This window comes from Paenibacillus barengoltzii NBRC 101215 (genome assembly GCF_004000745.1).
Classification (GTDB): Bacteria; Bacillota; Bacilli; order Paenibacillales; family Paenibacillaceae; genus Fontibacillus; species Fontibacillus barengoltzii.
The window spans coordinates 25,540-48,520 of the sequence record NZ_BILV01000032.1; the positions used below are offsets into that span (position 1 = coordinate 25,540).

Here is a 22,981-nt window from a genome sequence, read left to right on the forward strand (position 1 = left end):
TGATATCTCCTCCTTTCGGCTTGAGATACCACATTCTATGAAACTATCCTTCCAAAAATAGCGGCTTTTGGTTGAGGAGATCCACCCATTTTCATAGAATCGGCAGAAAGGGGAAGCCCCGGCGCGGCCATCGAACTTTGCAGCCGCGCGGGTTACCCTCGTGCGATTCCGAGCACGTGACGGTCGATACCGGCGAGATCGGGGACGGTCACGATCTCGTCCCAATGGCCGGCGGCGCGGAGCAGGGCCGCGACGTCGGCCGCTTGGCCTTGGCCGAGCTCGAAGCCGATGAGGCGAGGCGGCCGCGGCAGCAGCGCGAGCTGCGCCATCATGGTCCGGTAGGGCGCGAGCCCGTCCGGACCGCCATCCAGCGCGCCGCGCGGCTCATAGTCCCGCACCTCTGGCTGCAGGTGCGGGATGTCCTCCGCCGGTATATACGGCGGATTCGACACCACGATGTCCAGCGGCTCGCCGGCAAAAGGTTCAAGCAGGTCCCCCTGCTTGAACGTCACCGCGAGGCCGAGCCGCCGGACATTGTCCTGCGCCACCGTCAGGGCGTCCGGCGAGATATCGCTCGCCGCGACGCGCCATGCTGGGCGCAGGTGGGCCAGGGCTGCGGCAATCGCGCCGCTGCCCGTGCCGATGTCGGCGGCGTACGGCGCGCCGCCGGGCCACAGCGCATCGCCTTCCAACGCGATGCGCTCCACCAGCAGCTCCGTTTCTGGGCGGGGGATCAGTACCGCCGGATTGACCCGGAAGGTCAATCCGTAGAACTCCTGCTCCCCGATAATATACTGCGCTGGCTCACCCGCCGCTTTGCGGCGGATCACCGCTTCCCAGGCGTCCCGCTTGTCCGCCGGGAACGGGTCACGCAGCGCGGCCAAATACGCCGCGCCCGTCAGGCCCAGCACATGGCGGAGCAGCAGCTCCGCATTCGACTCGGGCTCCCGCACGCCCGCCGCCGCTAAAAAAGAAGAAGCCTCTTTACGGGCTTCCCATATCGTCATTGCACCGGACATCCGGTATCCTTCATTGTGCAACACGTTATTCTCCTTTTTCCATCAGTTCAGCTTGCTCGGCAATCGTCAACGCCGATACGATTTCATCCAGATCGCCGTTCATGACCTGATCCAACTTATGCAGGGTCAAGCCGATCCGGTGATCGGTCACCCGGCTTTGCGGGAAGTTGTAAGTCCGAATCCGTTCGCTGCGGTCCCCGGTACCCACTTTGCTTTTCCGTTCGCCAGCGTATTTCGCTTCCTCTTCCTGACGTTTCATATCATAGATGCGGGCACGCAATACTTGCAGCGCCTTCTCTTTATTAGAGTTCTGCGATTTGCCGTCTTGGCAAGTAGCCACGATACCGGTTGGGATATGAGTCACCCGCACGGCAGATTTGGTCGTGTTAACCGATTGACCGCCTGCACCGCTGGAGCAGAAGGTATCGACCCGGATATCTTTATCCAAAATCTCGATATCCACTTCCTCAACTTCCGGCAACACGGCAACCGTCGAGGTCGACGTATGAATCCGTCCGCCGGATTCCGTCGCTGGAATACGCTGCACGCGATGCGCGCCGCTCTCGTATTTCAGTTTACTGTATGCGCCCTTGCCGTTAATCATAAAGATAACCTCTTTGAATCCGCCTAGGTCGCTTTCATTCATATCCATCACTTCGACGCGCCAGCCTTGAGAATCGGCATACCGCGTATACATCCGGTACAAGTCGGCAGCGAACAGAGCCGCCTCGTCTCCTCCGGCCGCGCCGCGAATTTCTACGATTACGTTTTTATCGTCATTCGGGTCCTTTGGCAGCAACAAAATGCGAATTTTCTCTTCCAAAGCCTGCTGGCGCGCGGTCAGTTCCTCGATTTCCATCTTGACCATTTCGCGCATTTCATCATCCAGCTTCTCGGCCTGCATCGCTTTGGCCGCTTCCAGCTCTCCGATTACATTCTTATATTCGGTGTACGCCTCATAAGCCGGCTGTAAATCCGATTGTTCTTTGGAGTAATCCCGCAGTCGTTTCGAGTCGTTCGCTACGTCTGGATCGCAGAGCAGTTCACTTAACTTCTCGTAACGGTCAGCCAAGGATTGTAGTCGGTCCAACAAGGGATATCACCTCTCTTCATTCGATCACAAGATCCTATAAAAAACCGCTTATCCGCTGATTATTATTTCAGGGATAGACGACTTTTTATTATATCATGGAGGTCATGTTTTGGCTAGATCACCTTCGCCCAGACCTCTAACTTCCTGCTTCCAATTTCCCCTCAAAAAAAGACGCCGCAAAGGCGCCTTTTCATGAAATGGATGAAACGCCGCTTCCTAGATGTCAAGCGGGCGGCTGCCCTCCCCTAACCCATCCGCGCCGGGCTTCGTAAAGCCTGCCGGCGAGCGAAGGGCAGCGATTTGTTCGATCAGCGACTGCTCCAGCTTTGCGTTCCAATTCCGGACGATGCCAGGCAGCAAGCAAGCATCGACAATAACCCACACGGTCAGCGCCAATCCAAAGAGGATGACAGGGATAAGCAAAAACAGCGAATAGCTCGTATCGGGCGAATCCACGCTTTCAATCGCCGTCGCAATCGCAAACACAAAATAAAGTCCAATCGCCAGAACGAATAAACACAGCTGGATCACCCCGCTGGCGATGCGCTTCAAATAGAAACGATGCACGCCCAAATGACCGGCCAGCAGCATCAGATACGCCAGACCCAGCGATTTTTCGCGCTTATTCATCTCCGAATTCAAAAGCAGCAGCTCACTCGTGGTCAGATCGCTTTTGGTCCACATATTTAAATCGGAAACTCCGGAGATCTGCCGCGGTCATAGAAAATTCGGTCAATAATCCGGTTCTCCACCTCAGCGTTATGCTGTTTCACCCAAGTATGTACCAGGAAAGCATCCACGATCCACCAGATCCCGGTTACAATCAGCCCAACCACGGTCAGGGACAAGATCAACTGGGTCACGGCCGTTCCGATTTTCTTCATGTAAAAACGATGTCCTCCAACAATCCCAAGGAAATACCACAGAATGTATGCTACAAACATGTTTTTTCCCTGATTTTTCACCTCGGATTCCAGCAACAGCAATTCCCGGGTATCCAACTGGGACTTGCGGTGCAAGGCATAATCCATACTCATGACGAAACTCCCCCTAGATGTAAGAATGAATCAAACTTGAATTAAGTATACAAACTCGAATCTATGAAAACAACGCAAATTTCTCCCATATGTATATTTTCTATGATAAAGGTATACTGTGCACACTTCTCCGAACACTTTCTATTCGAAAGTAAAAAAATGCAAATAAAAAACTGCCCCAGGGTTCACATCCATGCTGCGCCCCTAAGGCAGTGTTGCTTCGCTGTTACTCGGAATGAAATTAAACGTTAAAACGGAAATGCATAATGTCGCCGTCTTGAACGACGTAATCTTTTCCTTCCAACCGCAGTTGGCCGCGTTCGCGCGCTGCATTCATCGAACCGGCAGCAACGAGGTCTTCATAAGACACAACCTCTGCACGGATAAAACCGCGTTCGAAGTCGGAGTGAATGACGCCGGCAGCTTGCGGGGCTTTCGTACCTTTGCGAATCGTCCAGGCGCGAACTTCTTGAACCCCGGCCGTGAAATACGTATACAAGCCCAGTAGACGGTATGCTGCCTGGATTAAGCGATCCAAGCCGGAAGCGTTCAGGCCCAGCTCCTCCAGGAACATCTTCTTGTCTTCGCCTTCCAGCTCCGCGATCTCCGCCTCCACCTTGGCGCTGATCGGAACGACTTCGGCACCTTCAGCCGCAGCAAATTCTTTGACCTGCTGTACGAAAGGATTGTTGTCCGCATCGCTGACGCCATCTTCGCTCACGTTAGCCGCATACAGCACCGGCTTCAACGTCAGAAGGTGCAGATCGCGCACGATCAGCTTCTCATCGTCCGTCAGCTCTACGCTGCGCGCCGGCTGATCGTTATATAACGCCTCCTTGATCCGTTCCAGAACTTCAACTTCTTGGGCGTATTGCTTGTTGCCGCCCTTCATATTTTTCTTGGCGCGTTCGATCCGTTTCTCCACGCTCTCCAGGTCGGCCAGGATCAATTCCAGGTTGATCGTTTGGATGTCGCTGATCGGGTTAATTTTGCCGTCCACATGTGTAATGTTCTCGTCCTCGAAGCAGCGAACAACGTGAACGATCGCGTCCACCTCGCGGATATGGGCCAAGAACTTGTTGCCAAGTCCCTCCCCTTTGCTCGCACCGCGGACCAACCCGGCGATATCAACAAATTCAAAAGCCGTCGGAACCGTCCGATTCGGAACCACCAGTTCCGTCAGCTTGTCGAGCCGCTCGTCCGGCACTTCCACGACGCCAACGTTTGGATCGATCGTACAAAACGGATAGTTGGCGGATTCCGCCCCCGCTTGGGTTATCGCGTTAAACAGTGTGGACTTCCCCACGTTCGGCAAACCCACAATGCCTGCTTTCAAAGCCATATCATTGACAACTCCTCATTCGTGTAATTGCTCAACTTCCTTCAACCATAGTAACGATACGCCGGGAATATTTCAAGGAGATTGGTGTATCATCTATCCAAACGGATACCAAAAGCCTTGAAGCAAGCTTTGCTTCAAACCTACCCCGGTCGCCAGCAACACGACGCATAGCAGTGCGATCAGTTTATCGCTCCCCTTCATGACGGTGCCCATGTACCAGGTTCGCTGCGGCCTGGTGCCGAACCCGCGCAGGTCCATGGCATCGGAAACCGACTCGATCCGTTGCAGCGAGGATTGCAGCAGCGGCACAACCGCCTGTGTTACATTGCGCGCCCGCTGCAACAGCGTACCGTCGCCGCGAGAGATACCCAGCCCGCGCATCTGCAGCGCATTGAGAATCGTGCGGAATTCCTTCGTCAGATCGGGAATGTAGCGAAAAGCAATGCTAACCGCATAAGCCAGTTTGTAAGGCACACCTAGCTTGTTAAGGCTGGCGGCGAAACGACTGGGATGCGTCGTAAAAATAAACAGCAGCGTGATCGGCAACAGCGTCAGATATTTCAGTGATAGCGTCAACACGTAGAACAACGTTTCTGCATTAATCGTATCATAACCCAGCGGGATGATCGGCGTGTCACTTCCGGTCAGCGTCGTTCCGAAGCGAGGCGTAATCAGCAAAATAAAAATGCTGTTAATCACAGTAAAAACCATCAGTGCCCAAAATAACAGCGCCATTTTTCGGAAGGGAACCCGAGCGAGCAGCAGCATCGTAACCCCGCCGGCCAACATGATGGCAAATACGCGCAAATCCATGAACAGGAAAGTCACGACCGTCCAGGTCAGGAGCAGGATCAGCTTGACAGCGGCGTCCATCCGATGAAAAAAAGATTCCCCAGCAACGTACAATCCGTTCGATTGGTTCATGCTCGTTTCACCTTCTTATCCGCTGCGATAAAGGCTTCCACAAAGCGCGAAGGCGAGGTAAGCCCCTGAGCCTTCGCAAAGCGGGCCAGACTCGTCTCCCGCAGGTTCGCTCTAGCGGTAAGATCTCCATCGGCGAGAATCTGCGCCACCGTATCTTCTGCGATAATTCGACCTCCTGCCATTACCGCTGCCCGATCCGCATATTCCAAGGCCAAATGCATATCGTGCGTGATAAACAGAAAAGCCATTCCCTCCGCAGCCAGCTGGGCGATAAATTCCATAAATTCGGTATAATGCCGATAATCCTGTCCCGCCGTCGGCTCGTCCAAAATCATGAGTTGCGGCTGAAGTGCCAAGATGGCTGCGATGCTCAGCCTTTTCTTCTGCCCGAAGCTCAGCGCAGAAACCGGCCAGTTGCGGTACGGGTACAACCCGCAAATCCGCAGCGCCTCATCCGCTCGCTGATCTCGTTCGCTTTCGGGCACACCGCGTGCCGCGAGGCCAATGCGAACCTCATCCCGCACGATATGCTGGGTCAGCATGTGATGCGGGTGCTGCATCACATAGCCGATCGCTTCGCCGCGTCGGCGAATCGACCAGCCGTTGATCACCTCACCCGACAGCAGGATCTCACCCCTGCTCGGCTTAAGCAAGCCGGTGATCAACCCCGACAGCGTCGATTTGCCTGCCCCGTTGCTGCCAAGCAGAGCCACCGTCTCACCAGCGCGGACGGTCAGCGAAACGTCCTCTACTGCATTCGTCCCCGGCTCATAGGCAAACGACACGCCCCGCAGCTCAAGCAGCGGCTCTCCGGCGCTGCTCCGTACAACCGGCGGAACCGAAGCGGCCCAGGTCTCAAGCCGCTCCCGCAGTTGGAGCTCACTTGCCCCCGTCCGCTCGCGATCATCCTGAATCCGGTGACCATCGCCATCATCCGTGATCTTCGCATCGTTATCCTTCATCCGTTCACTGCCGCCCTGTCCGTTCCCTCCCCCTGCACCATCCGGGATCCCAACAGGTTCTTGGAGTCGTAATGCAGCCGGGTCAGTCAAGTCGGTGAAGTTGGACAACGACAGCCCCGCATGCGAGAGCGCATCCAAGTAGAGCGGCTGGCGCAGGCCATACTGAGGGAGGATCCCTGCAGCAAGCAGCTCATCCGGCGTGCCAATCGCGGCGATCTCTCCTTCGTTCATGACAACGACGCGATCGATATGCTCCAGCAGCACATCCTCGACGCGATGCTCGATCAGAATCACCGTTTTTCCTTGGTTGCGGTGAATCTCGTCAATTAACCGCATCGCCCTGGCCCCGCTGGCAGGGTCCAAATTCGCCAGCGGCTCGTCAAACAGCAAGATATCCGCTTGCGTCGACAGTACGCCGGCCAGCGATACCTGCTGTTTCTGCCCGCCGGAGAGCTCATGCGGGCCCCGGGCTTCAAAGGCTCGCATACCCACCACATCCAGCGCCGAAAACACAGCTTCCTTCATCACATCCTGCGGAGTCGCCTCATTTTCCAGTTGGAACGCTACATCCTCGCCAACCGTCTGACCAACGAACTGGGCATCCGGATTTTGCAGGATCGTGCCGACCCGACGACTGCGCTCAAAGATCGTCATCGCCGAAGCATCCTGACCTTCCAACAGCAGCTGCCCCGAAACTTCACCGCCGTAAGAAAAGGGAATTAGCCCATTGATACAATGGGCTAACGTTGACTTGCCGGAGCCGCTGGGGCCGGCGATCCATATTTTCTCCCCGCGTGCGATCTCTAAGTGGATGTTTTTCAGCGTAGGTTCGCTTTGATTTTTGTACCGAAAACTGAAATGTCGGAAAGAGATGACTGGCTGCATTTGTTCAGTAAACTCCTATCTATCCACGCTTAAATTCGAGTTGCTGCGGTTGCGTCTCACATAAGCCAGCACCGCCGGTAATCCCAGAATGAGAAACACGGCTAGGTTGGCCAGCCCTGCGGAAACAACCTGCACCAAAATTTTATCGTTGGGTTCCCCCATCACGAGAATATCAAAATACCCGGAAAACGCCAGAGAAGCGAAAATCCCCACAATTCCATACACCACAAACCAGGCCACGTGGTTCTTCTTCATTTGCCCTTCCTGAGCGTTGAAGTCCTTCGCCAAATAAATCAGGCCCATGAACGCCGACGTAATGCCGGAGCCAAGTGCCCAACCCCACCAAACGGTGCCGCTGGTAATCAAGTCGTTAATCACATGTCCGATAAATCCGGCGATAAAACCAACCACCGGTCCAAACAATGCACCAAAAATCGCCAACAAAGCGATCGCCGGCCGAAGCTGCGTATCCGGGGCAATCGGGATGCCAATCCAGCTGGTCGCTCCATAGAGCGCAGCCCCAATCCCGATGGTCACCACCGTTCTCGTGCTCCACTTCCACAATGAAGGTTTCATATCCATCTCCCTCTCTTTAACATCAAAGCCGTGTAATGAACACAGGTTTGAAGTCGTTATGTATTTTACCGGTTGCCGGTTCTTATCGAAGAAGAGGTCAGGTTGCCGTCCACGCAGACCGGTGTTTTCTTCAATATAATCGGGATTCCGCCCGATTGCAATAAAATTCTTACTAAATTGGTTGGAATTATCGCAAGCGCACTTATTTGAGCCGGCGTCCTCTCACCATTATCCCGCTGAATCAGCCAGGGAGGAGCTACAACTTCAGGCTGCAGGGAGCGCTGATCACAGAGAGCATCAGAAGCGAATCATCCCAAGTTTCACCCCAAGACTCATCCCCAGATGATTATCTCAAGAAGCTGATCTCCAGGTTTAAACCTAGTCCCCAGTTGCAGATATCCCTACCCTACCATCCTAGCTCCCTGACAAAAAGGGATAATCCCGTAAAGCCCCCCCTAAAAGGTGCCCCATAAGGAAAAAAAGGCTCAAAGGATCAAAGGCCCAAAGTGAACACCACCGAAAGGAATTCGAATCCCCCTTCCCTGCCGAACTGAATGAAAGGGATACCTGAATTAGCGGGATAATGCCTTAAAAACGGCAAGGGGAACGGCCAACATCCCTTTCTTCAAATCAAGGATGCGGTGCGCCCCCCGCTACTCGCGGCGCACGAGCCGCGATGTGTTCTTCAGCGCCGGAATGCTCCCGGCGCCGATGCCGAACATGGCTGTGCGGAGCTCCAGCTCAACGCGCTCAAGCAGCGCGTCCAGCTGTGCCTCCGACCGCACGGCCGGTTCGAGCAGCGCTCGGCCGAACCCGGCCAGGTCCGCGCCAAGCGCCAGCGCTTTGGCCGCGTCCACGCCGGTGTTCAGGCCGCCGCTGCCAATCAGGGCGGCGTCGGGCACCGCCGCCCGCACTTCGCGGAGGCATTCGGCGGTTGGGATGCCCCAATCCGCGAATGCCTCCGCAGCCGCGCGGCGCACAGGATCGCTGCCGCGGAACTTCTCGACCTGGCTCCACGAGGTGCCGCCGGCGCCCGCGACGTCGACGAAGGCGACGCCTGCTTCACGCAGGCGTTTTGCCGTCACGCCGTCGATGCCCCAGCCGACCTCCTTGACGCCAACGGGAATCGGCAGCTCTCGGCATACCTCCTCGATCCGCCGCAGCAGCCCGCCGAAGTTCGTATCTCCCTCCGGCTGGAACACCTCCTGCAGGCTGTTCAGATGCAGCACCAGCATGTCCGCTCCGGCGATCTCCACCGCCCGCTTGCAATCGTCCGGTCCATAGCCGTAGTTGAGCTGCACCGCGCCTAAGTTGGCGATGATCGGTATGCTCGGCGCAAACCGCCGCACCGCGAACGTAGGCGCCAGCTCGTCCCGCTCCACGGCGGCCCGGACCGAGCCGACGCCCATGGCCCAACCGCGCCGCTCCGCCGCTTCCGCCAGGCGCATATTGATCTCGCCGGCCAACCGGCTGCCGCCGGTCATCGAGCTGATCAAGAACGGCGTTCGCAGCGATACGCCAAGAAACGTCGTCTTGAGGCTGATCTCGGCGAAATCCAGCTCGGGCAGGGCGTTATGGCGAAAGCGGTATTTTTCAAATCCGTTCAGGATGCCCTCCGCATTCACTTGCTCCTCCAGACAGAGCCGGATATGCTCGGTTTTGCGTTCCGATGTGGGTTCCATGCTGTACACTCTCCTTTTTCCGCATCATCTACAAGGTTCTAACCCTGTTATAACAGCGGAGATAATAGCCGGGCCGCGGATTCCGCGAGACGTACCGGGATTTTCTTCTTATTCATAAATTCGTCCTTGTCGATCAGCTTCGCCGACAGAAGATCGCGTTCGAAATTGTTGACGACCTTAGCGACACTCTCGTTTTGCACGAGGAGTGCGTTCACTTCAAAATTCAAATGGAAGCTGCGCATATCCATGTTCGCGGTTCCGACCGTGGCCACTTCCCCGTCAACGATCAGCAGCTTGGAGTGCAGGAAGCCTTTTTCGTACTCGAAAATTTTCACCCCGACCTCCAGCAAAGAAGGGAAATACGAATGGGAAGCCAAGAACGGTAACCATTTATCCGGCCTCGCCGGGAACAGGATCCGCACGTCAATCCCCGATAAGCCGGCCACGCGCAGCGCAGTCAGGATATCCTCATCCGGAATAAAATACGGCGTCGCCAGCCATACCGACTTCTTCGCCGAGGTGATCATGGCAAAGAAGATGTTTTTGAGCGTCCGACTTTCGTTGTCAGGCCCGCTTGGCACGATCTGTACCGCGCCGCTGCAGCCCTGTTCCAGTTCCGGAGACAAATAGGCGAGATCCATAATTTTCTCCCCGGTGACGTACTGCCAGTCTTGCAGAAAAATAATCTGCAGCGACCGGACCGCCTCCCCTTTCACCAGCATGTGCGTATCTCGCCAGAAGCCATACGTCTTGCTGCGGCTCAAATATTCGTCGCCGACGTTGAGACCGCCGATAAATCCAGTATTGCCGTCGATCACCACGATCTTGCGGTGGTTACGGTAATTGACTCGGCTCGATAAAGACAAAAAACGCATCGGCCCGTAGATCCCCACCTTTACTCCAGCCGCGCGCAGTTCTGCGGTAAACGATTTGGGCAAGCCAATGCTGCCTACCGCGTCAAACATAAAACGGACCTCAACCCCGGCCCGTGCCTTTTCTATAAGCGTTTTCTGAATTTCCCGTCCGATATCGTCCGCACGGTAGATATAGTATTCCATATGGATATGATGCTGGGCTTTCTTCAGCTCTCGCAGCAGGTTCGTAAATGTCTCTTCCCCGTTGGTCAACACGTACGTGCGGGTTGCCATGGAGAATGGCGTGCGAGCCAGCCGCTGGGACAGATGCAGCAAGCGCTGTTGATTGGGAGTAAACTGCGACAAATCCCGAGGCAACGGGCGAGCGCTGCGATCGATCCGCTCATAGCTAAGGCGATCTTGCTCCGCTTTTTTATCGAATTTACGCCGCTTGAAGTAATTTTGACCCAGCAGAAAATAGAGCACCAGCCCCACAACCGGCAGCAAAGCAAGTACGAGAATCCAGGCCACCGTGCTGGAAGGATTGCGGTTCTCCATAAAAATGGCAAAGCCGATCGTAATGACGGTCAGCGTTTGGAAGATACTAACGAGCGTACCCCCAAATTTACCGAAGACGCCAAATCCGAAATAATAGAAAGCAAATAATATTGCGGCGATAAGAATGATTTGAAGTCCCCGTCTCATCTTACTACTCCCTCTTTACCTATTGATGCATGTGATTATATTCTACATGAACGCTCGAATTCTTCCTACTGGTGTGTGGAAAAATGTACATACGCTCATTTGTATCCGCCTGGGCTTTATACTATAATCGAAATGACCATTAAGTCAGAATGAGAACCCGTGAGTCAGAGGAAGGGGGTTCAGTAATTATTTGTCTCATCCATCCATCGACAAGAAGAAGCTGATTTTACGTGCGGCCATGCAGCTGTTTTCGGCCAAGGGTGCATCTGCCACGTCGATGCAGGAGATCGCCGAAGCTTGCGGGATGTCCAAGGGCAGTCTCTACCTTCACTTTAAATCGAAGGAGGAACTGGAGCAGAGCTTGTTCGACTACTGTTACCAGATGCTGCTTGACCATTTGATGCAGGTGGAGCTCCAGCAAGGATTGACACCTAAAGAGAAATTGCGCCGTCAAATCATCGTCATGCTCGAACTGGTGCTTGAGCTGCGCGAATTCTTGATTATGCAGTTTCAGGATTGGCACAAAAACGGTACGCCCTACAAAGAACCTGCCTCGGTTAAAGCACACAACGCCAAGTTGTTACAGCATGGGAAGAACAAGCTGGAGGCGATCTATGGGCCGAAAATCGAACCGTACACAGGGGATCTGTTAACGATCGCTTACGGTATGGTTGGCATGTACATCCGATTGCTGTTCGAGCCCCATGTTTCGGCCTCGCCGGATCAAATGGCAAACCACTTGATGGACCTGCTTGATCTAGCAGCCGAGCATCAGTTATGCAACCGTCCTGAGCCGTTGATTTCCGAAGAGGCGTTGCGGCTGATGACCGAAGGGGCCCCAGGCAGCCTGGATTTGCAGCAACATCCGATCATCGCAGTCAAACGGCTTCGCGATCACCTTGGCGCCATCACTGACGCAGACAGGCATCAGGAGGCGCTGGAGACGCTGCAAATTTTGGAGCGTGAAATTCTGGAACTTCGTCCGCGCCGCGCGATTATCAAAGGCATGCTAGCCAATTTAGCTGCCGTCCCGGAACTGGCTGCGCATTCTGCTGAATTAAAGCAACTGCTGCAGGCATATATCCAGCATATTTAAAAGAAGTTTGTTACCTATAGAAAGAGAGGAGCAGAAACCCGTATATGAAGAGTATCATCCAGTTTTCCCTGCGTAATAAGTTCGCGATCTGGCTTCTGACCGTGATCGTGACTGCCATGGGATTGTACAGCGGTCTGACGATGAAGCAGGAGACCATTCCAAACATTAACGTACCCTACCTTAGCGTAACTGCGGTCTATCCGGGCGCTGCTCCGGAAGGCGTAGTCGAGGAGATTACCAAGCCGCTGGAGACGCGGCTGCATAATGTTGACGGCGTTAAGACCATAACCTCCACTTCGATGGAGAACGCTGCTTCGCTCATCATTGAATTTGATTACGATACGAACTTGGATAATGCCACCGCAGCGGTTCGCGAGGCATTAAACGATGTGCAGCTTCCGGAGGATGCCCAGAAGCCGCAGATCACCCGGTTTAGTCTAAACTCTATGCCGGTCGTTTCCCTTAGTTTGTCGGATAAGGAATCCGGCAGTCTCGAGGATTTGACTCGAATTACGGAGAACGACATTAAACCTGTACTCGAGGATTTGGACGGCGTTGCTTCGGTGCAAATCGCGGGTCAGTTTGTCCGTGAGGTTAGTTTGAAGTTCAACGAAGCCAAGCTGAAGGAACTGGGTCTGACGGAAGATACCGTCAAAGGAATCGTGCAAGGCTCCGCGCTTCGCGTGCCGCTGGGGTTGTTCAGTCTGGAGGAATCCGAGAAGGCGGTCGTTGTGGACGGCAACATTACCACCGTAGATGATTTGAAAAACTTAGCGATTCCGATCGTACCAAGCTCTGCTAGCGCAGCGGGCAACAGCGCGGCAGGCGCCAATGCTGCTGGGGGTATAGATGCGGCTAGTGGCGCTGGCGCAGCGGCAGGCGCGGCTAGTGGTGCAACTAGCGGTGCTGGCAACGCGGGAGCTGCTGGCGGTGCAGGTGCTGAGGGCGGTGCAGGTGCTGAGGGCGGTGCAAGTGCGACAGCCGGCCCTAACGCCGGAGGCGCTCTGGGAGCTGTTCCAACCGGCCTTCCGACGGTCAAACTTGGCGACATCGCTGACATCGAGACGGTGGGCAAAGCCGAATCCATCTCCCGGACCAACGGGGAGGAATCGATTGGTATTCAAATCGTTAAATCCAATGATGCCAACACCGTTGACGTCGTGAACGAAGTCAAGGAAGCCGCCAAAGAGCTGGGCAAGCAGTACGACCATATCAACTTTACGGTCCTGCTGGACCAAGGTCAGCCGATCACCGACTCGGTGAACACGATGCTGTCCAAAGCATTGTTTGGCGCTTTGTTTGCCGTGTTGATCATCCTGATCTTCCTGCGTAACATTCGCTCGACGATCATTTCCATTATCTCGATCCCGTTGTCCTTGCTGATCGCCATTTTGGCGTTGAAGCAGATGGATATTACACTGAATATGATGACGCTGGGTGCCATGACGGTTGCCATCGGCCGCGTCGTCGACGACTCCATCGTCGTTATCGAGAATATTTATCGGCGCTTGTCCCTGACAGGCGAGAAGCTGAAGGGCAGCAAGCTGATCATCGAAGCAACACGGGAGATGTTCATCCCGATTATGTCCTCGACGATCGTCACGATCGCCGTGTTCCTGCCGCTCGCTTTTGTCAGCGGGATGGTCGGGGAGCTGTTCCAGCCGTTTGCGCTCACGATGGTCTTCTCGCTGCTGGCATCGCTGCTGGTTGCTATCACCCTCGTACCGGCGCTGGCGCATACGCTGTTCCGCAAAGGTCTCAGCAAGAAACATGATCACGATGAGAAGCCCAAAGGCATGGCCCGCGGCTATCGCCGTATTCTGGAATGGTCGCTGTCCCATAAGCTGATCACCTTTGGACTTGCAGTAATCCTGCTGATCGGCAGCTTGTTCCTGTACCCGCTGGTCGGCGTCAGCTTCCTGCCGGAACAAGAGGATAAATATGTGATGGTTACCTACTCTCCGGAACCTGGAGCTCGACTGGAAGATGTGGAGAAGGATATGCTGCAAGTGGAGAAATACATCCTGAAGCAACCGAACGTCGATCGAATGCAATATTCCGTTGGTGGCGACAATCCGCTGGGGATGGGGTCCTCAAACTCGGCTTTGTTCTATATCGCCTACGATCCGGATACCAAACAATTTAACGATGTAAAAGAAAAGCTCATCGAAGGCCTGCGGACCGAGCTTCCGAAGGGGGAATGGAGCGATATGTCCGAGCTGATGACCGGCGGTCTGGGCGGCAGCACGTTAAGCGTGAATGTGTTTGGGGACGAGTTGGAGCAGATCAAGCCGGTATCAGATCAAATCCTCTCCCTGATTCAAGAGGATACGAAGAACTTTGAAAAGGGCGACACCAGCCTGTCCAAAACCTATGAGCAGTACACCCTGGTTGCGGATCAACAGAAGCTAAGCTCCCTCGGCTTAACGCCAGGCCAACTGGCGATGAAGCTAAGCCCGGTTCGAGAGCGTCCAGTTCTGACCGAGGTCGCCATCGAAGGCAAGAAATACAATGTGTATATTGAAGCTGACAACGAGACCTATAACAGCATTACCGATATCGAAAATGCAACGTTGACTTCGCCGCTCGGCATTCAAGTCCCCATCAAGGACGTAGCGAAGGTAGAAAAAGGCACCTCCCCGGATTCCATCATGCGGATCGACGGGAAGATGGTCGTTGAAGTCAGCGCAAAAATCACCTCCACCGACGTACAAAAGGCGTCGAACAGCTTGCAGGAGAAAATCGACAAGCTGGATCTGCCGGACGGCGTGACCGTTAAATTCGGCGGCGTGACCGAACAGATCAACGATACGTTTGGCCAACTCGGACTGGCCATGTTGGCAGCCATCGCCATCGTCTATTTTGTACTCGTCGTTACCTTTGGCGGAGGCTTGGCTCCATTTACGATTCTCTTCTCCCTGCCATTTATCGTAATCGGCGCCATGTTAGGCCTGCTGATCGGTGGAGAGACCTTAAACGTCTCGGCATTGATGGGCGTGCTCATGCTCATCGGGATCGTCGTGACCAACGCAATTGTCTTGATCGACCGCGTTATCCATAAGGAACGCGAAGGCTTGTCCACTCGCGAAGCCTTGCTTGAAGCGGGCGCTACCCGGCTTCGTCCGATCCTGATGACCGCCTTAGCAACGATCGGCGCACTGTTGCCGCTGGTCTTCGGCTGGGAGCGCAGCGCAGGGATTATCTCGCGCGGCCTTGGCATCACCGTTATCGGCGGCTTGATCAGCTCGACGCTGCTCACGCTGGTCATCGTGCCAATCGTCTACGAATTTCTGATGAAGTTCCGCCGTCGCGATCTGTCGGCCAAGGAACTGGATTAAATCAATACTCAAGACGACGTAAGGATTACTATCCTGCGTCGTCTTTTTTTGCCCATTGATGGCTGCACCTCATCGCACGGTTGGCTCTAACGCTGATGACAAACGTTATTTGAGCAATTTGGAGTCATTTAAAATTCTAACGACGATGAGCAACGCTATTGCGGTCATAACCACCGTTTTTGGCCACAACATGGGTGAATAAGCACTGTCATAAGCGTTAGAATTTCTACATGGCGTTTTTGGCCCCAATAAGACGTGTGGCAAGCGTTAGATCTCTCGTTCGTCCTCTCGTTAGCCCTCGCACAGAAAACCTGAAGAACATCAAAAAGGACCCCATCCCGCCGATCCAGCGAAGGTTGAGGTCCTTTGGCGATCTATTCCATCACCGGCTGCTGACTTTCCCGCCAAGCGCGAAGCTGTGCCAAATCTTTGACCAGAAACTCATCCAGCATCTCAGCCAGTCCGATAAAGAGCGGACTTTCCGTAGCTTGCATGAGCTCCTGGGCAAACGGCTGCGCCCATTTTAACAAATGCTCCTCCAGGAAGCGGATCTGCACGTCCGCTAGCGCCAGGCAGCTTTGCTGCAGGTTGGCCTTCGCCAGCATGCCTTCCGCGAGCACAGCCATAAACTCCAGCTCTAGTGCAATATGGTCGTCGCGCTCGCCGTTTAACATATTAAATACAATCGCATTATCCATATATAATTGGCGGACTTCGGCAATACAAGCCATCGCGCCGCCACCTTCTCGGCGACTGCGGAACAAGCTTTCACAAGACGGAATGACCGCCTCCCGCCCCGAAAACAAACGCTCGTACTCCTTCGCTTCTTGATGGCAGACACTGCGAAACTTCGCTTCAGGAATGCTCTCCAGATAGGCCATCAGCCGGCGTCCTCCCCTACTGGCCCCTGCCTTCGGGTACTGCGCGACCTTACGACGCCAATGAGCAATCAAGGACATCCGCGGCGGACGGCTTAGAAAGTCCATTAATAATTGATACACCATCCCGCGAGTTTCCAGCCACTCCACCTGCTCCTGCGTATAGACCAAAGGTTTGAACAGCATTGCCATCCAAATTCATCTCCCTCAAAACGACATCGTGGTTTAATCTTGCCCTGCCATGAGTTAAAAAAAAGATGACTCCCTTCACCATGCGGGAAATCATCTCGAAAGCATATACCGACACATGATTAAGGGGGATCACGTATCGCTCACCAATATTATACCTCTAAATGTAAGCGCTTTTATGTGATCTTTTTTACACTTTACTTCCATTGTATCGTTGTCCGACACAGAATATACTTGAACAGTGTGTGTCAACGCATTGACCCCTAGAAGAATATATATTAAATTTGAAACACCTGAAGAGAAAAGGAGGCGTACACATGGAGCAGTTGCTTGATCCTTTTGGGCGAAAACATGACTACCTGCGCATCTCCGTCACGGATCGATGCAATTTGCGCTGCGTCTATTGCATGCCCGCCGAAGGAATGGTATTTCAACCGCACGAGGAAATCATGAGCTACGAAGAAATTGCCGAGACTGTTTCGGCGCTTGCTCCGATGGGCCTCCGCAAAATTCGGCTAACCGGCGGCGAACCGCTGGTGCGCAAAGATTTAGAACAACTTGTTGCCATGCTCTCCCGCATTCCAGGCATTGAAGATATTGCACTAACGACAAACGGCATGTTTCTGGCGAAAAAAGCCGAGCTGCTGAAGCAAGCGGGATTAAACCGAGTGAACATCAGTCTCGATTCACTGCGTCAGGACCGCTTCGCGATGATTACCCGCGGCGGTGAGGTGGAGAAGGTGCTGGAAGGCATTCAGGCCGCTATTGAGGTCGGTTTTGAGCCGATTAAGCTCAACGTGGTCCTGATGAAAGGGATAAATGAGGATGAAATCCGCGATTTTATCGCATTAACGTTGGATCGGCCGCTGCATGTTCGTTTTATCGAATATATGCCGATCGGCAGTGCCAGCGACACCTGGCGTCAAACTTACCTGCCTCTGACGGCCGTAGAAGACGTATGCCGAGAAGCGGGCTGGGAAGTGGAAGGCGTCGAAGGTCCTCGCGGTAACGGCCCTGCCGAAAGCCGCCGCGTGGCGGGTGCCGCCGGAACGTTTGGGCTGATCCATCCGGTCAGCGACCATTTCTGCGACAGCTGTAACCGGCTGCGCTTGACCGCGGATGGACATATCAAAGCCTGCCTGTATTGGTCGGATGAGCTGCATGTGCGTCCCTATGCCGCAGCCGGTAACCATGAAGGCATCCGCTCCCTGTTCCTGAAGGCGCTGGGAGCCAAGCCGAAGAACCATGAAATGGCGTTGGCTTTGGAGCGCAAGCAACAAAGCCATACGCCAACCGCCCGCCGAATGTCACAGATCGGCGGTTAACCCTCTGAGCGGCCCGATTCTAACCAAGATCGGGCCAGCTCATAGTCCTCCGGCTTGTTCATATTAAACGTGCACCACTCCAAGGGGAGGCCCGAAGCATTGGCGAGGGCCTCCCCTTCGATATATTCGGTGCACAGCGTCTCGGTCCAAGCCGTCATCTTGAGGCGGCCTTCCCGCAACCGCGCTTCCAAGCCTGGAAGCACGCTGCGCCGATAGGCCGCCAGCAGCGGATGGGCCCGCTCCTGCGTGCGGGCCAAAATCGCCTCGGTCGGTGCGAAGCCGCCCGAGGCGCCTGCCGCGAGGTCGCTTGCCCGGTCAACCGCCCGGGCCGCCGCTTCCTCCGCAGCCTCTGCGCGCTCCAGCAGAGCGCGGAACAGGCCGCGATTCGCGAACGGCGTATCACAAGCGACCGCGAGGCTCCAGCGGGTTGTCGAGCTCTCCAACCCGGCATGCAGCCCAGCCAGCGGACCGGCCCCCGGATAACGGTCCGTCACGACTTCTTGGCCAAACCGTTCATAGGCCGCCCTTTCTCCCCCAGCGATCACGATTCTCGAAGCTATCGGCTCCAGCTCTCGAATCAATCGTTCCAGTACCGTCAAGCCGCCAAGTTCAAGCAGCGCTTTGTTGCTGCCCATCCGGCTGGATCTTCCGCCGGCTAAAATGATGGCGGTAATGTTCATCAGTTTTCCCCCAATGCATAAATTATGGTAAAACCAAAAAAACTTGGTTTGTATCCCCTTTCACCTGTGTGTTACATTGGGATCATAGTCACAAGCTTCCCGCTGTGACCATATGGACCCGGATAGAAAGGAATGGCTCGTTTGCAGGACAAAAGACCATATTCGTCCTTTTCGTTGTTGCCGCTAGGTCTGCTTAACTTTTTGATTTACGGAACTTTGGTCATTTTCACTGCCTTTTTTCAATTATATTTGCAGGACATCGGGATGGACAAGCTGGAGATCGGCAGCCTGATGGCCGTCGGCCCCCTCATTTCATTGGTGGCCCACCCGTTCTGGAAATCCCTGGGCGACCAAAGGCAGAATCCACGTGCCATCCTGTTAGTTATGATGCTGGGCTTACTGATCATGGGTCATCTCGTATTTAAGGTGACGACCTTTTCGATGTTGTACGTAACGATGATTTTGCTTTATTTTTTCTTAAGCCCGCTGCTCTCGCAGAACAATACCTTGACCCTTGGCTATCTTGCAGAAACGCCGGACCAATTTAGAACCTACCGCATATGGGGTTCGCTGGGTTGGACGTTCATCGCGCTGGCTGCCGGACCGATCATCGATGCCGTCGGTCATGAAGGAAGCTCGCTGCTGTTTAGTGTGACATTGATGCTGGCGATCGGAGCAACCTTGTTGTTGCCTACCATTCGTCAAGCGTCCCAAACCCCATGGCTGAAGGGCCGGGAGCTGCGCCTGGCGCTAAAGAACAAGTACCTGGTGGTGTTTGTCCTCTTTAGCCTGCTGGTAGCCATCCCGAATGCCATCAACACGATCTTTATGCCTTTGTTTATGATCGATCTCGGCGGAACGCGGCTGTCGGTCGGCGGTGCCGTGTTCTTATCCACCGTTTTTGAATATCTCGCATTTATATTGCTAGACCGCTTGTTCAAGCGAAAATTATCCTATTTACTCGCTTGCACCACGATTGTCAGCTTGTTGTTTGCGATTCGCTGGGATTTGATGTCTGAAGCAACGCTTCCGGTGCACATCATGCTTATTCAACTGCTGCACTCCGTCACGTTTGGCGGATTCTTCTACGTCGGCACCAAGCTGATCGCTCTGCTGTTGCCGCGGCCGCTGAGATCCGCGGGGCAAGCGGTGTATACCTTTGCTGCCAGCGGCCTTGCCAGCGCAATTGCAGGGTTCTGGGGCGGCTGGATGTTTCAAAATTTCGGTCCGGTCGTGATGTACCGGTCCGGCGTCGCCTTAACACTCATCGGTGCGTTGGGGTTCGCCGCCATGTGGTATCAAATCCGCCATCACGGGTATTCGCCCGCCATGGACGATCAACCGGATGTTCCTTAACGAATCGACCTTTACGAAAACGAAAGAAAACAATGCCGGATACCGTAACGCCCTCGCTCCCAAACGAGGTGACGCCGGTGGAAGGCATTGTTTTCTTTATTGCATCTCCATTGTAAAATATGAAATGCATTCCATAGCAAGATCCTTTTTTGATTACATGCGAGGAAGGAGCTGCCCGGCCATGCCGAACATCAAACAGATTGCGGAAGCCGCCGGCGTCTCGGTGACGACCGTGTCCCGGGTGCTGAACGGCCACCCCTACGTCAGTTCTGCCAAGCGGGAGGCGGTGGAGGAGGCGATTCGCCGACTCAACTATTCGCGGAACATGAACGCGGTCCATTTGATCAAAGGAATGACGCAGACCATCGGCGTGATTCTGCCGAACATCAACCATTATTATTTCGCCAGGATCATGGACGGAATCGCCAAGCTGGCGCTACATAGCAACTACCAGCTGATGCTATGCCAGACCGGCTACCGCCCGAATGAGGAACGGAAGGTACTGGAGATGCTTCGCAACAAGCGGATGGACGGATTGATCATCTGTTCGCGGGCGCTGTCCCTTCGGGATATCGAATCCTTTGCCGACTACGGTCCCATCGCATTGTGCGAGCGGGTGAGCGGCCGCAACCTCTCCTCGATTTATATCGATCATTATGCCAGCTTTCAAACCGCGATCCATTATCTCTGGAAAAAAGGGAAACGCCGCATCGCGTTTACCATCCACCGCCGGAACAGCCCCAGCAGCCGCAGCCGTCTGAAGGCTTACACCGATACCCTGGCGGCCTTGGGCGGGCAAGCCCGGGAGGATTGGGTGCTGGACGGCTATCTGGATTGGGAGGATGGTGCGGCGTTGCTGGATCGGCTGCTCGCGATGAAGGAGCGTCCGGATGCCTTGCTCATCACCGGCGACCAAGTTGCCGCCGGGTTTATCCTCTCCGCACGCCTCCGCGGGATCGAGGTGCCGGGCGATTTCGCCGTCATCGGCTTCGATAACCAGCCGATCGCCGGCTTGCTGGGGATCACGACGATCGACAATCGATTGTCGGAGATGGGAGAACGGGCGTTTTCTATCGTTCACGGGCACATCGTCGGCGGCGAGGACCAGCCCGTCTCGGAGGAGCTTCGCTTTCAGTTTATCGAGCGCAGCTCAGTGTGAAACCACCAAAAATAAGGAGCCTGCAGAGATCTGCAAGGCTCCTTTTTGCACGCAAAGTTCTGTGTGCCGCTTATAGCTTACTTAGGCCTTAGGCAATTGGAACGAGCTTTTCAGCGACACGATGCGGTTAAACACCGGTTGCCCCGGCTTCGAATATTTCGTATCGACGTTGAAATAACCGTGCCGGAAGAATTGGAATTTATCTTGCGGCTTCGCATCCTTCATGTTTGGCTCCACGAAACCATGCGCAATCGTCAGCGAGTTCGGGTTGATCAGATCAAGGAACGATTTCTCCTCGGCAGCTTCGACAGTCGGTTCTGCAGCAGCATCGACTGTCACATCATCAACCAGGCCTTCAACCGGTTCCTCTAACGCCACGTCCGCCGTCTTCTCCGCTTCCTCTTCCAGAATCAGCGGTTCGTACAACCGGAACTCGGCAGGAACCGCCTGAGTCGCCTCCACCCAGTGGATGGTGCCCTTCACTTTACGGCCGGTAAAGCCGGTGCCGCTCTTCGTTTCCGGATCATACGTGCAGTGGATTTCCACTACGTTGCCGTCCGCATCCTTAATGACATCGTTGCATTTCACGAAGTAGGCATGTTTCAGACGGACTTCGTTCCCCGGGAACAAACGGAAATATTTGCTCGGCGGATTCTCCATGAAGTCATCACGTTCGATGTAAATCTCCCGCGAGAACGGGATTTTACGGTTGCCCATGTCCGGATTTTCAGGATTGTTCTCCGCATCCAGCCATTCGATTTGCCCTTCCGGATAGTTGGTGATCACGACCTTCAGCGGGTCGAGCACCGCCATCGTGCGCGGAGCTTTCAATTTCAAATCCTCACGGATAAAATGCTCCAGCATTTTCGGATCCACGTTCCCGAAGTTTTTAGAAATCCCGGTTTCGTAGACGAACGCTTTGATCGCTTCCGGTGTATAGCCGCGGCGGCGCAGACCAGAAATCGTTGGCATCCGCGGATCGTCCCAACCGTCAACAATGCCTTCATCCACCAGCTTTTTCAGCTTCCGCTTGCTGGTTACCGTTTGCGTCAAATTCAACCGGCCAAATTCGTATTGGTGAGATACGTGCGGCATTTCCGTTTCGGCGATCGTCCAGTCATAGAACGGACGTTGATCCTCAAACTCAGTCGAGCATAAGGAATGCGTTACGCCTTCGATGGCATCCTCCAACGGATGAGCAAAGGTGTACATCGGATAAATACACCATTTATCGCCGGTGTTATGATGGGTCGCATGCACGATCCGGTAAATGACCGGGTCCCGCAGGTTGATGTTCGGCGAGGCCATATCGATCTTCGCCCGCAGCACCTTTTCCCCATCCTTGAACTCACCTTTCCGCATCCGTTCGAACAGGTCAAGGTTTTCCTCAACCGAGCGGTCGCGGTAAGGGCTGTTTTTCCCCGGCTCAGTGAGCGTCCCGCGCATCTCGCGGATTTGGTCGGCGCTCAGATCATCCACGTAGGCTTTGCCTTTCTTGATCAGCAGCACAGCACGATTGTACATCTCTTCAAAATAATCGGACGCAAAATGCAGCTCTTCCCACTCGAAGCCCAGCCATTTCACGTCTTCCTTGATCGAGTTAACGTACTCTACATCTTCTTTCACCGGGTTGGTGTCGTCAAACCGCAGGTTAGTCCGTCCGCCGAACTCATCCGCTAACGCGAAGTTGATCCAGATCGCTTTGGCGTGTCCGATATGCAGGTAACCGTTCGGTTCTGGCGGGAACCGCGTCACTACGGTTTTCACCTTGCCGGATTTCAAATCTTCCGAAATGATATTTTTAATAAAATTGGGAGGGGTTAAATTATTCTCCACGGGTATCAACCTTTCCATTCGAGTTCTTCCCCGAAATTTCTTCTT

18 protein-coding genes are annotated in these 22,981 nt (G+C 54.4%); 5 read left to right on the plus strand and 13 right to left on the minus strand.

The window, feature by feature from the left end; all coding sequences use genetic code 11:
* Positions 1–152: 152 nt before the first annotated feature.
* The 10 genes from prmC to cls form a co-directional block, all read right to left on the minus strand.
* Positions 153–1,019: a peptide chain release factor N(5)-glutamine methyltransferase gene (gene prmC, locus PBA01S_RS10840; RefSeq protein ID WP_127575992.1), complete on the minus strand. Its 867-nt coding sequence runs from the start codon at positions 1,017–1,019 to the stop codon at positions 153–155.
* A gap of 25 nt (positions 1,020–1,044) precedes the next feature.
* A complete protein-coding gene (gene prfA / locus PBA01S_RS10845; protein WP_016314183.1) occupies positions 1,045–2,112 on the minus strand; it encodes a peptide chain release factor 1 in 1,068 nt (355 codons plus the stop codon).
* A gap of 216 nt (positions 2,113–2,328) precedes the next feature.
* Complete coding sequence (locus PBA01S_RS10850; protein ID WP_127575971.1) at positions 2,329–2,796, minus strand: TM2 domain-containing protein; 468 nt, start codon at positions 2,794–2,796, stop codon at positions 2,329–2,331.
* Between the two features lie 2 nt (positions 2,797–2,798).
* Positions 2,799–3,143, minus strand: coding sequence for a TM2 domain-containing protein (locus PBA01S_RS10855; protein WP_028539305.1), 345 nt, complete (start codon positions 3,141–3,143; stop codon positions 2,799–2,801).
* A 247-nt stretch (positions 3,144–3,390) separates the two neighbouring features.
* A complete protein-coding gene (ychF, locus tag PBA01S_RS10860; protein ID WP_016314186.1) occupies positions 3,391–4,491 on the minus strand; it encodes a redox-regulated ATPase YchF in 1,101 nt (366 codons plus the stop codon).
* 93 nt (positions 4,492–4,584) lie between these two features.
* Entirely contained in the window at positions 4,585–5,415 is an 831-nt protein-coding gene (locus PBA01S_RS10865; RefSeq protein ID WP_127575973.1) for an energy-coupling factor transporter transmembrane component T family protein, read from the minus strand.
* Entirely contained in the window at positions 5,412–7,262 is a 1,851-nt protein-coding gene (locus PBA01S_RS10870; protein ID WP_127575974.1) for an ABC transporter ATP-binding protein, read from the minus strand. Before PBA01S_RS10870 ends, PBA01S_RS10865 begins: the two co-directional genes overlap by 4 nt.
* Positions 7,263–7,277: 15 nt before the next feature.
* Entirely contained in the window at positions 7,278–7,838 is a 561-nt protein-coding gene (locus PBA01S_RS10875) for an ECF-type riboflavin transporter substrate-binding protein (protein WP_255315340.1), read from the minus strand.
* 653 nt (positions 7,839–8,491) lie between these two features.
* Positions 8,492–9,520, minus strand: a complete 1,029-nt coding sequence (gene fni, locus PBA01S_RS10880; RefSeq protein WP_127575976.1) for a type 2 isopentenyl-diphosphate Delta-isomerase — start codon at positions 9,518–9,520, stop codon at positions 8,492–8,494.
* 47 nt (positions 9,521–9,567) lie between these two features.
* Positions 9,568–11,079 (minus strand): cardiolipin synthase, encoded by a 1,512-nt coding sequence (gene cls, locus PBA01S_RS10885; RefSeq protein ID WP_028539311.1) that lies wholly within the window; start codon positions 11,077–11,079, stop codon positions 9,568–9,570.
* Between the two features lie 190 nt (positions 11,080–11,269).
* On the opposite strand from cls, the gene PBA01S_RS10890 reads away from it, so the two are divergent.
* Both PBA01S_RS10890 and PBA01S_RS10895 read left to right on the plus strand, forming a co-directional pair.
* Complete coding sequence (locus PBA01S_RS10890; protein ID WP_051417018.1) at positions 11,270–12,175, plus strand: TetR/AcrR family transcriptional regulator; 906 nt, start codon at positions 11,270–11,272, stop codon at positions 12,173–12,175.
* A gap of 44 nt (positions 12,176–12,219) precedes the next feature.
* Positions 12,220–15,513, plus strand: coding sequence for an efflux RND transporter permease subunit (locus PBA01S_RS10895; RefSeq protein WP_127575977.1), 3,294 nt, complete (start codon positions 12,220–12,222; stop codon positions 15,511–15,513).
* 374 nt (positions 15,514–15,887) lie between these two features.
* On the opposite strand, the gene PBA01S_RS10900 is transcribed toward PBA01S_RS10895, so the two are convergent.
* On the minus strand, positions 15,888–16,583 hold the full coding sequence (locus PBA01S_RS10900) for a TorD/DmsD family molecular chaperone (RefSeq protein WP_127575978.1): 696 nt from the start codon (positions 16,581–16,583) through the stop codon (positions 15,888–15,890).
* Between the two features lie 314 nt (positions 16,584–16,897).
* Here PBA01S_RS10900 and moaA point away from each other — a divergent pair, with 314 nt between their 5' ends.
* Positions 16,898–17,905 (plus strand): GTP 3',8-cyclase MoaA, encoded by a 1,008-nt coding sequence (gene moaA / locus PBA01S_RS10905; RefSeq protein WP_127575979.1) that lies wholly within the window; start codon positions 16,898–16,900, stop codon positions 17,903–17,905.
* Here moaA and mobA read toward each other — a convergent pair.
* Positions 17,902–18,585: a molybdenum cofactor guanylyltransferase gene (mobA, locus tag PBA01S_RS10910; protein ID WP_127575980.1), complete on the minus strand. Its 684-nt coding sequence runs from the start codon at positions 18,583–18,585 to the stop codon at positions 17,902–17,904. The genes moaA and mobA overlap by 4 nt on opposite strands.
* Positions 18,586–18,717: 132 nt before the next feature.
* Here mobA and PBA01S_RS10915 point away from each other — a divergent pair, with 132 nt between their 5' ends.
* Together PBA01S_RS10915 and PBA01S_RS10920 are read left to right on the plus strand one after the other, a co-directional pair.
* Positions 18,718–19,941 (plus strand): MFS transporter, encoded by a 1,224-nt coding sequence (locus PBA01S_RS10915; RefSeq protein WP_085278142.1) that lies wholly within the window; start codon positions 18,718–18,720, stop codon positions 19,939–19,941.
* Positions 19,942–20,122: 181 nt separating this feature from the next.
* Positions 20,123–21,100: a LacI family DNA-binding transcriptional regulator gene (locus tag PBA01S_RS10920; protein ID WP_127575981.1), complete on the plus strand. Its 978-nt coding sequence runs from the start codon at positions 20,123–20,125 to the stop codon at positions 21,098–21,100.
* An 81-nt stretch (positions 21,101–21,181) separates the two neighbouring features.
* Here the strand turns inward: PBA01S_RS10920 and PBA01S_RS10925 are convergent, their stop codons facing one another.
* Complete coding sequence (locus tag PBA01S_RS10925) at positions 21,182–22,954, minus strand: glutamine--tRNA ligase/YqeY domain fusion protein (protein ID WP_127575982.1); 1,773 nt, start codon at positions 22,952–22,954, stop codon at positions 21,182–21,184.
* Positions 22,955–22,981 lie beyond the last annotated feature (27 nt).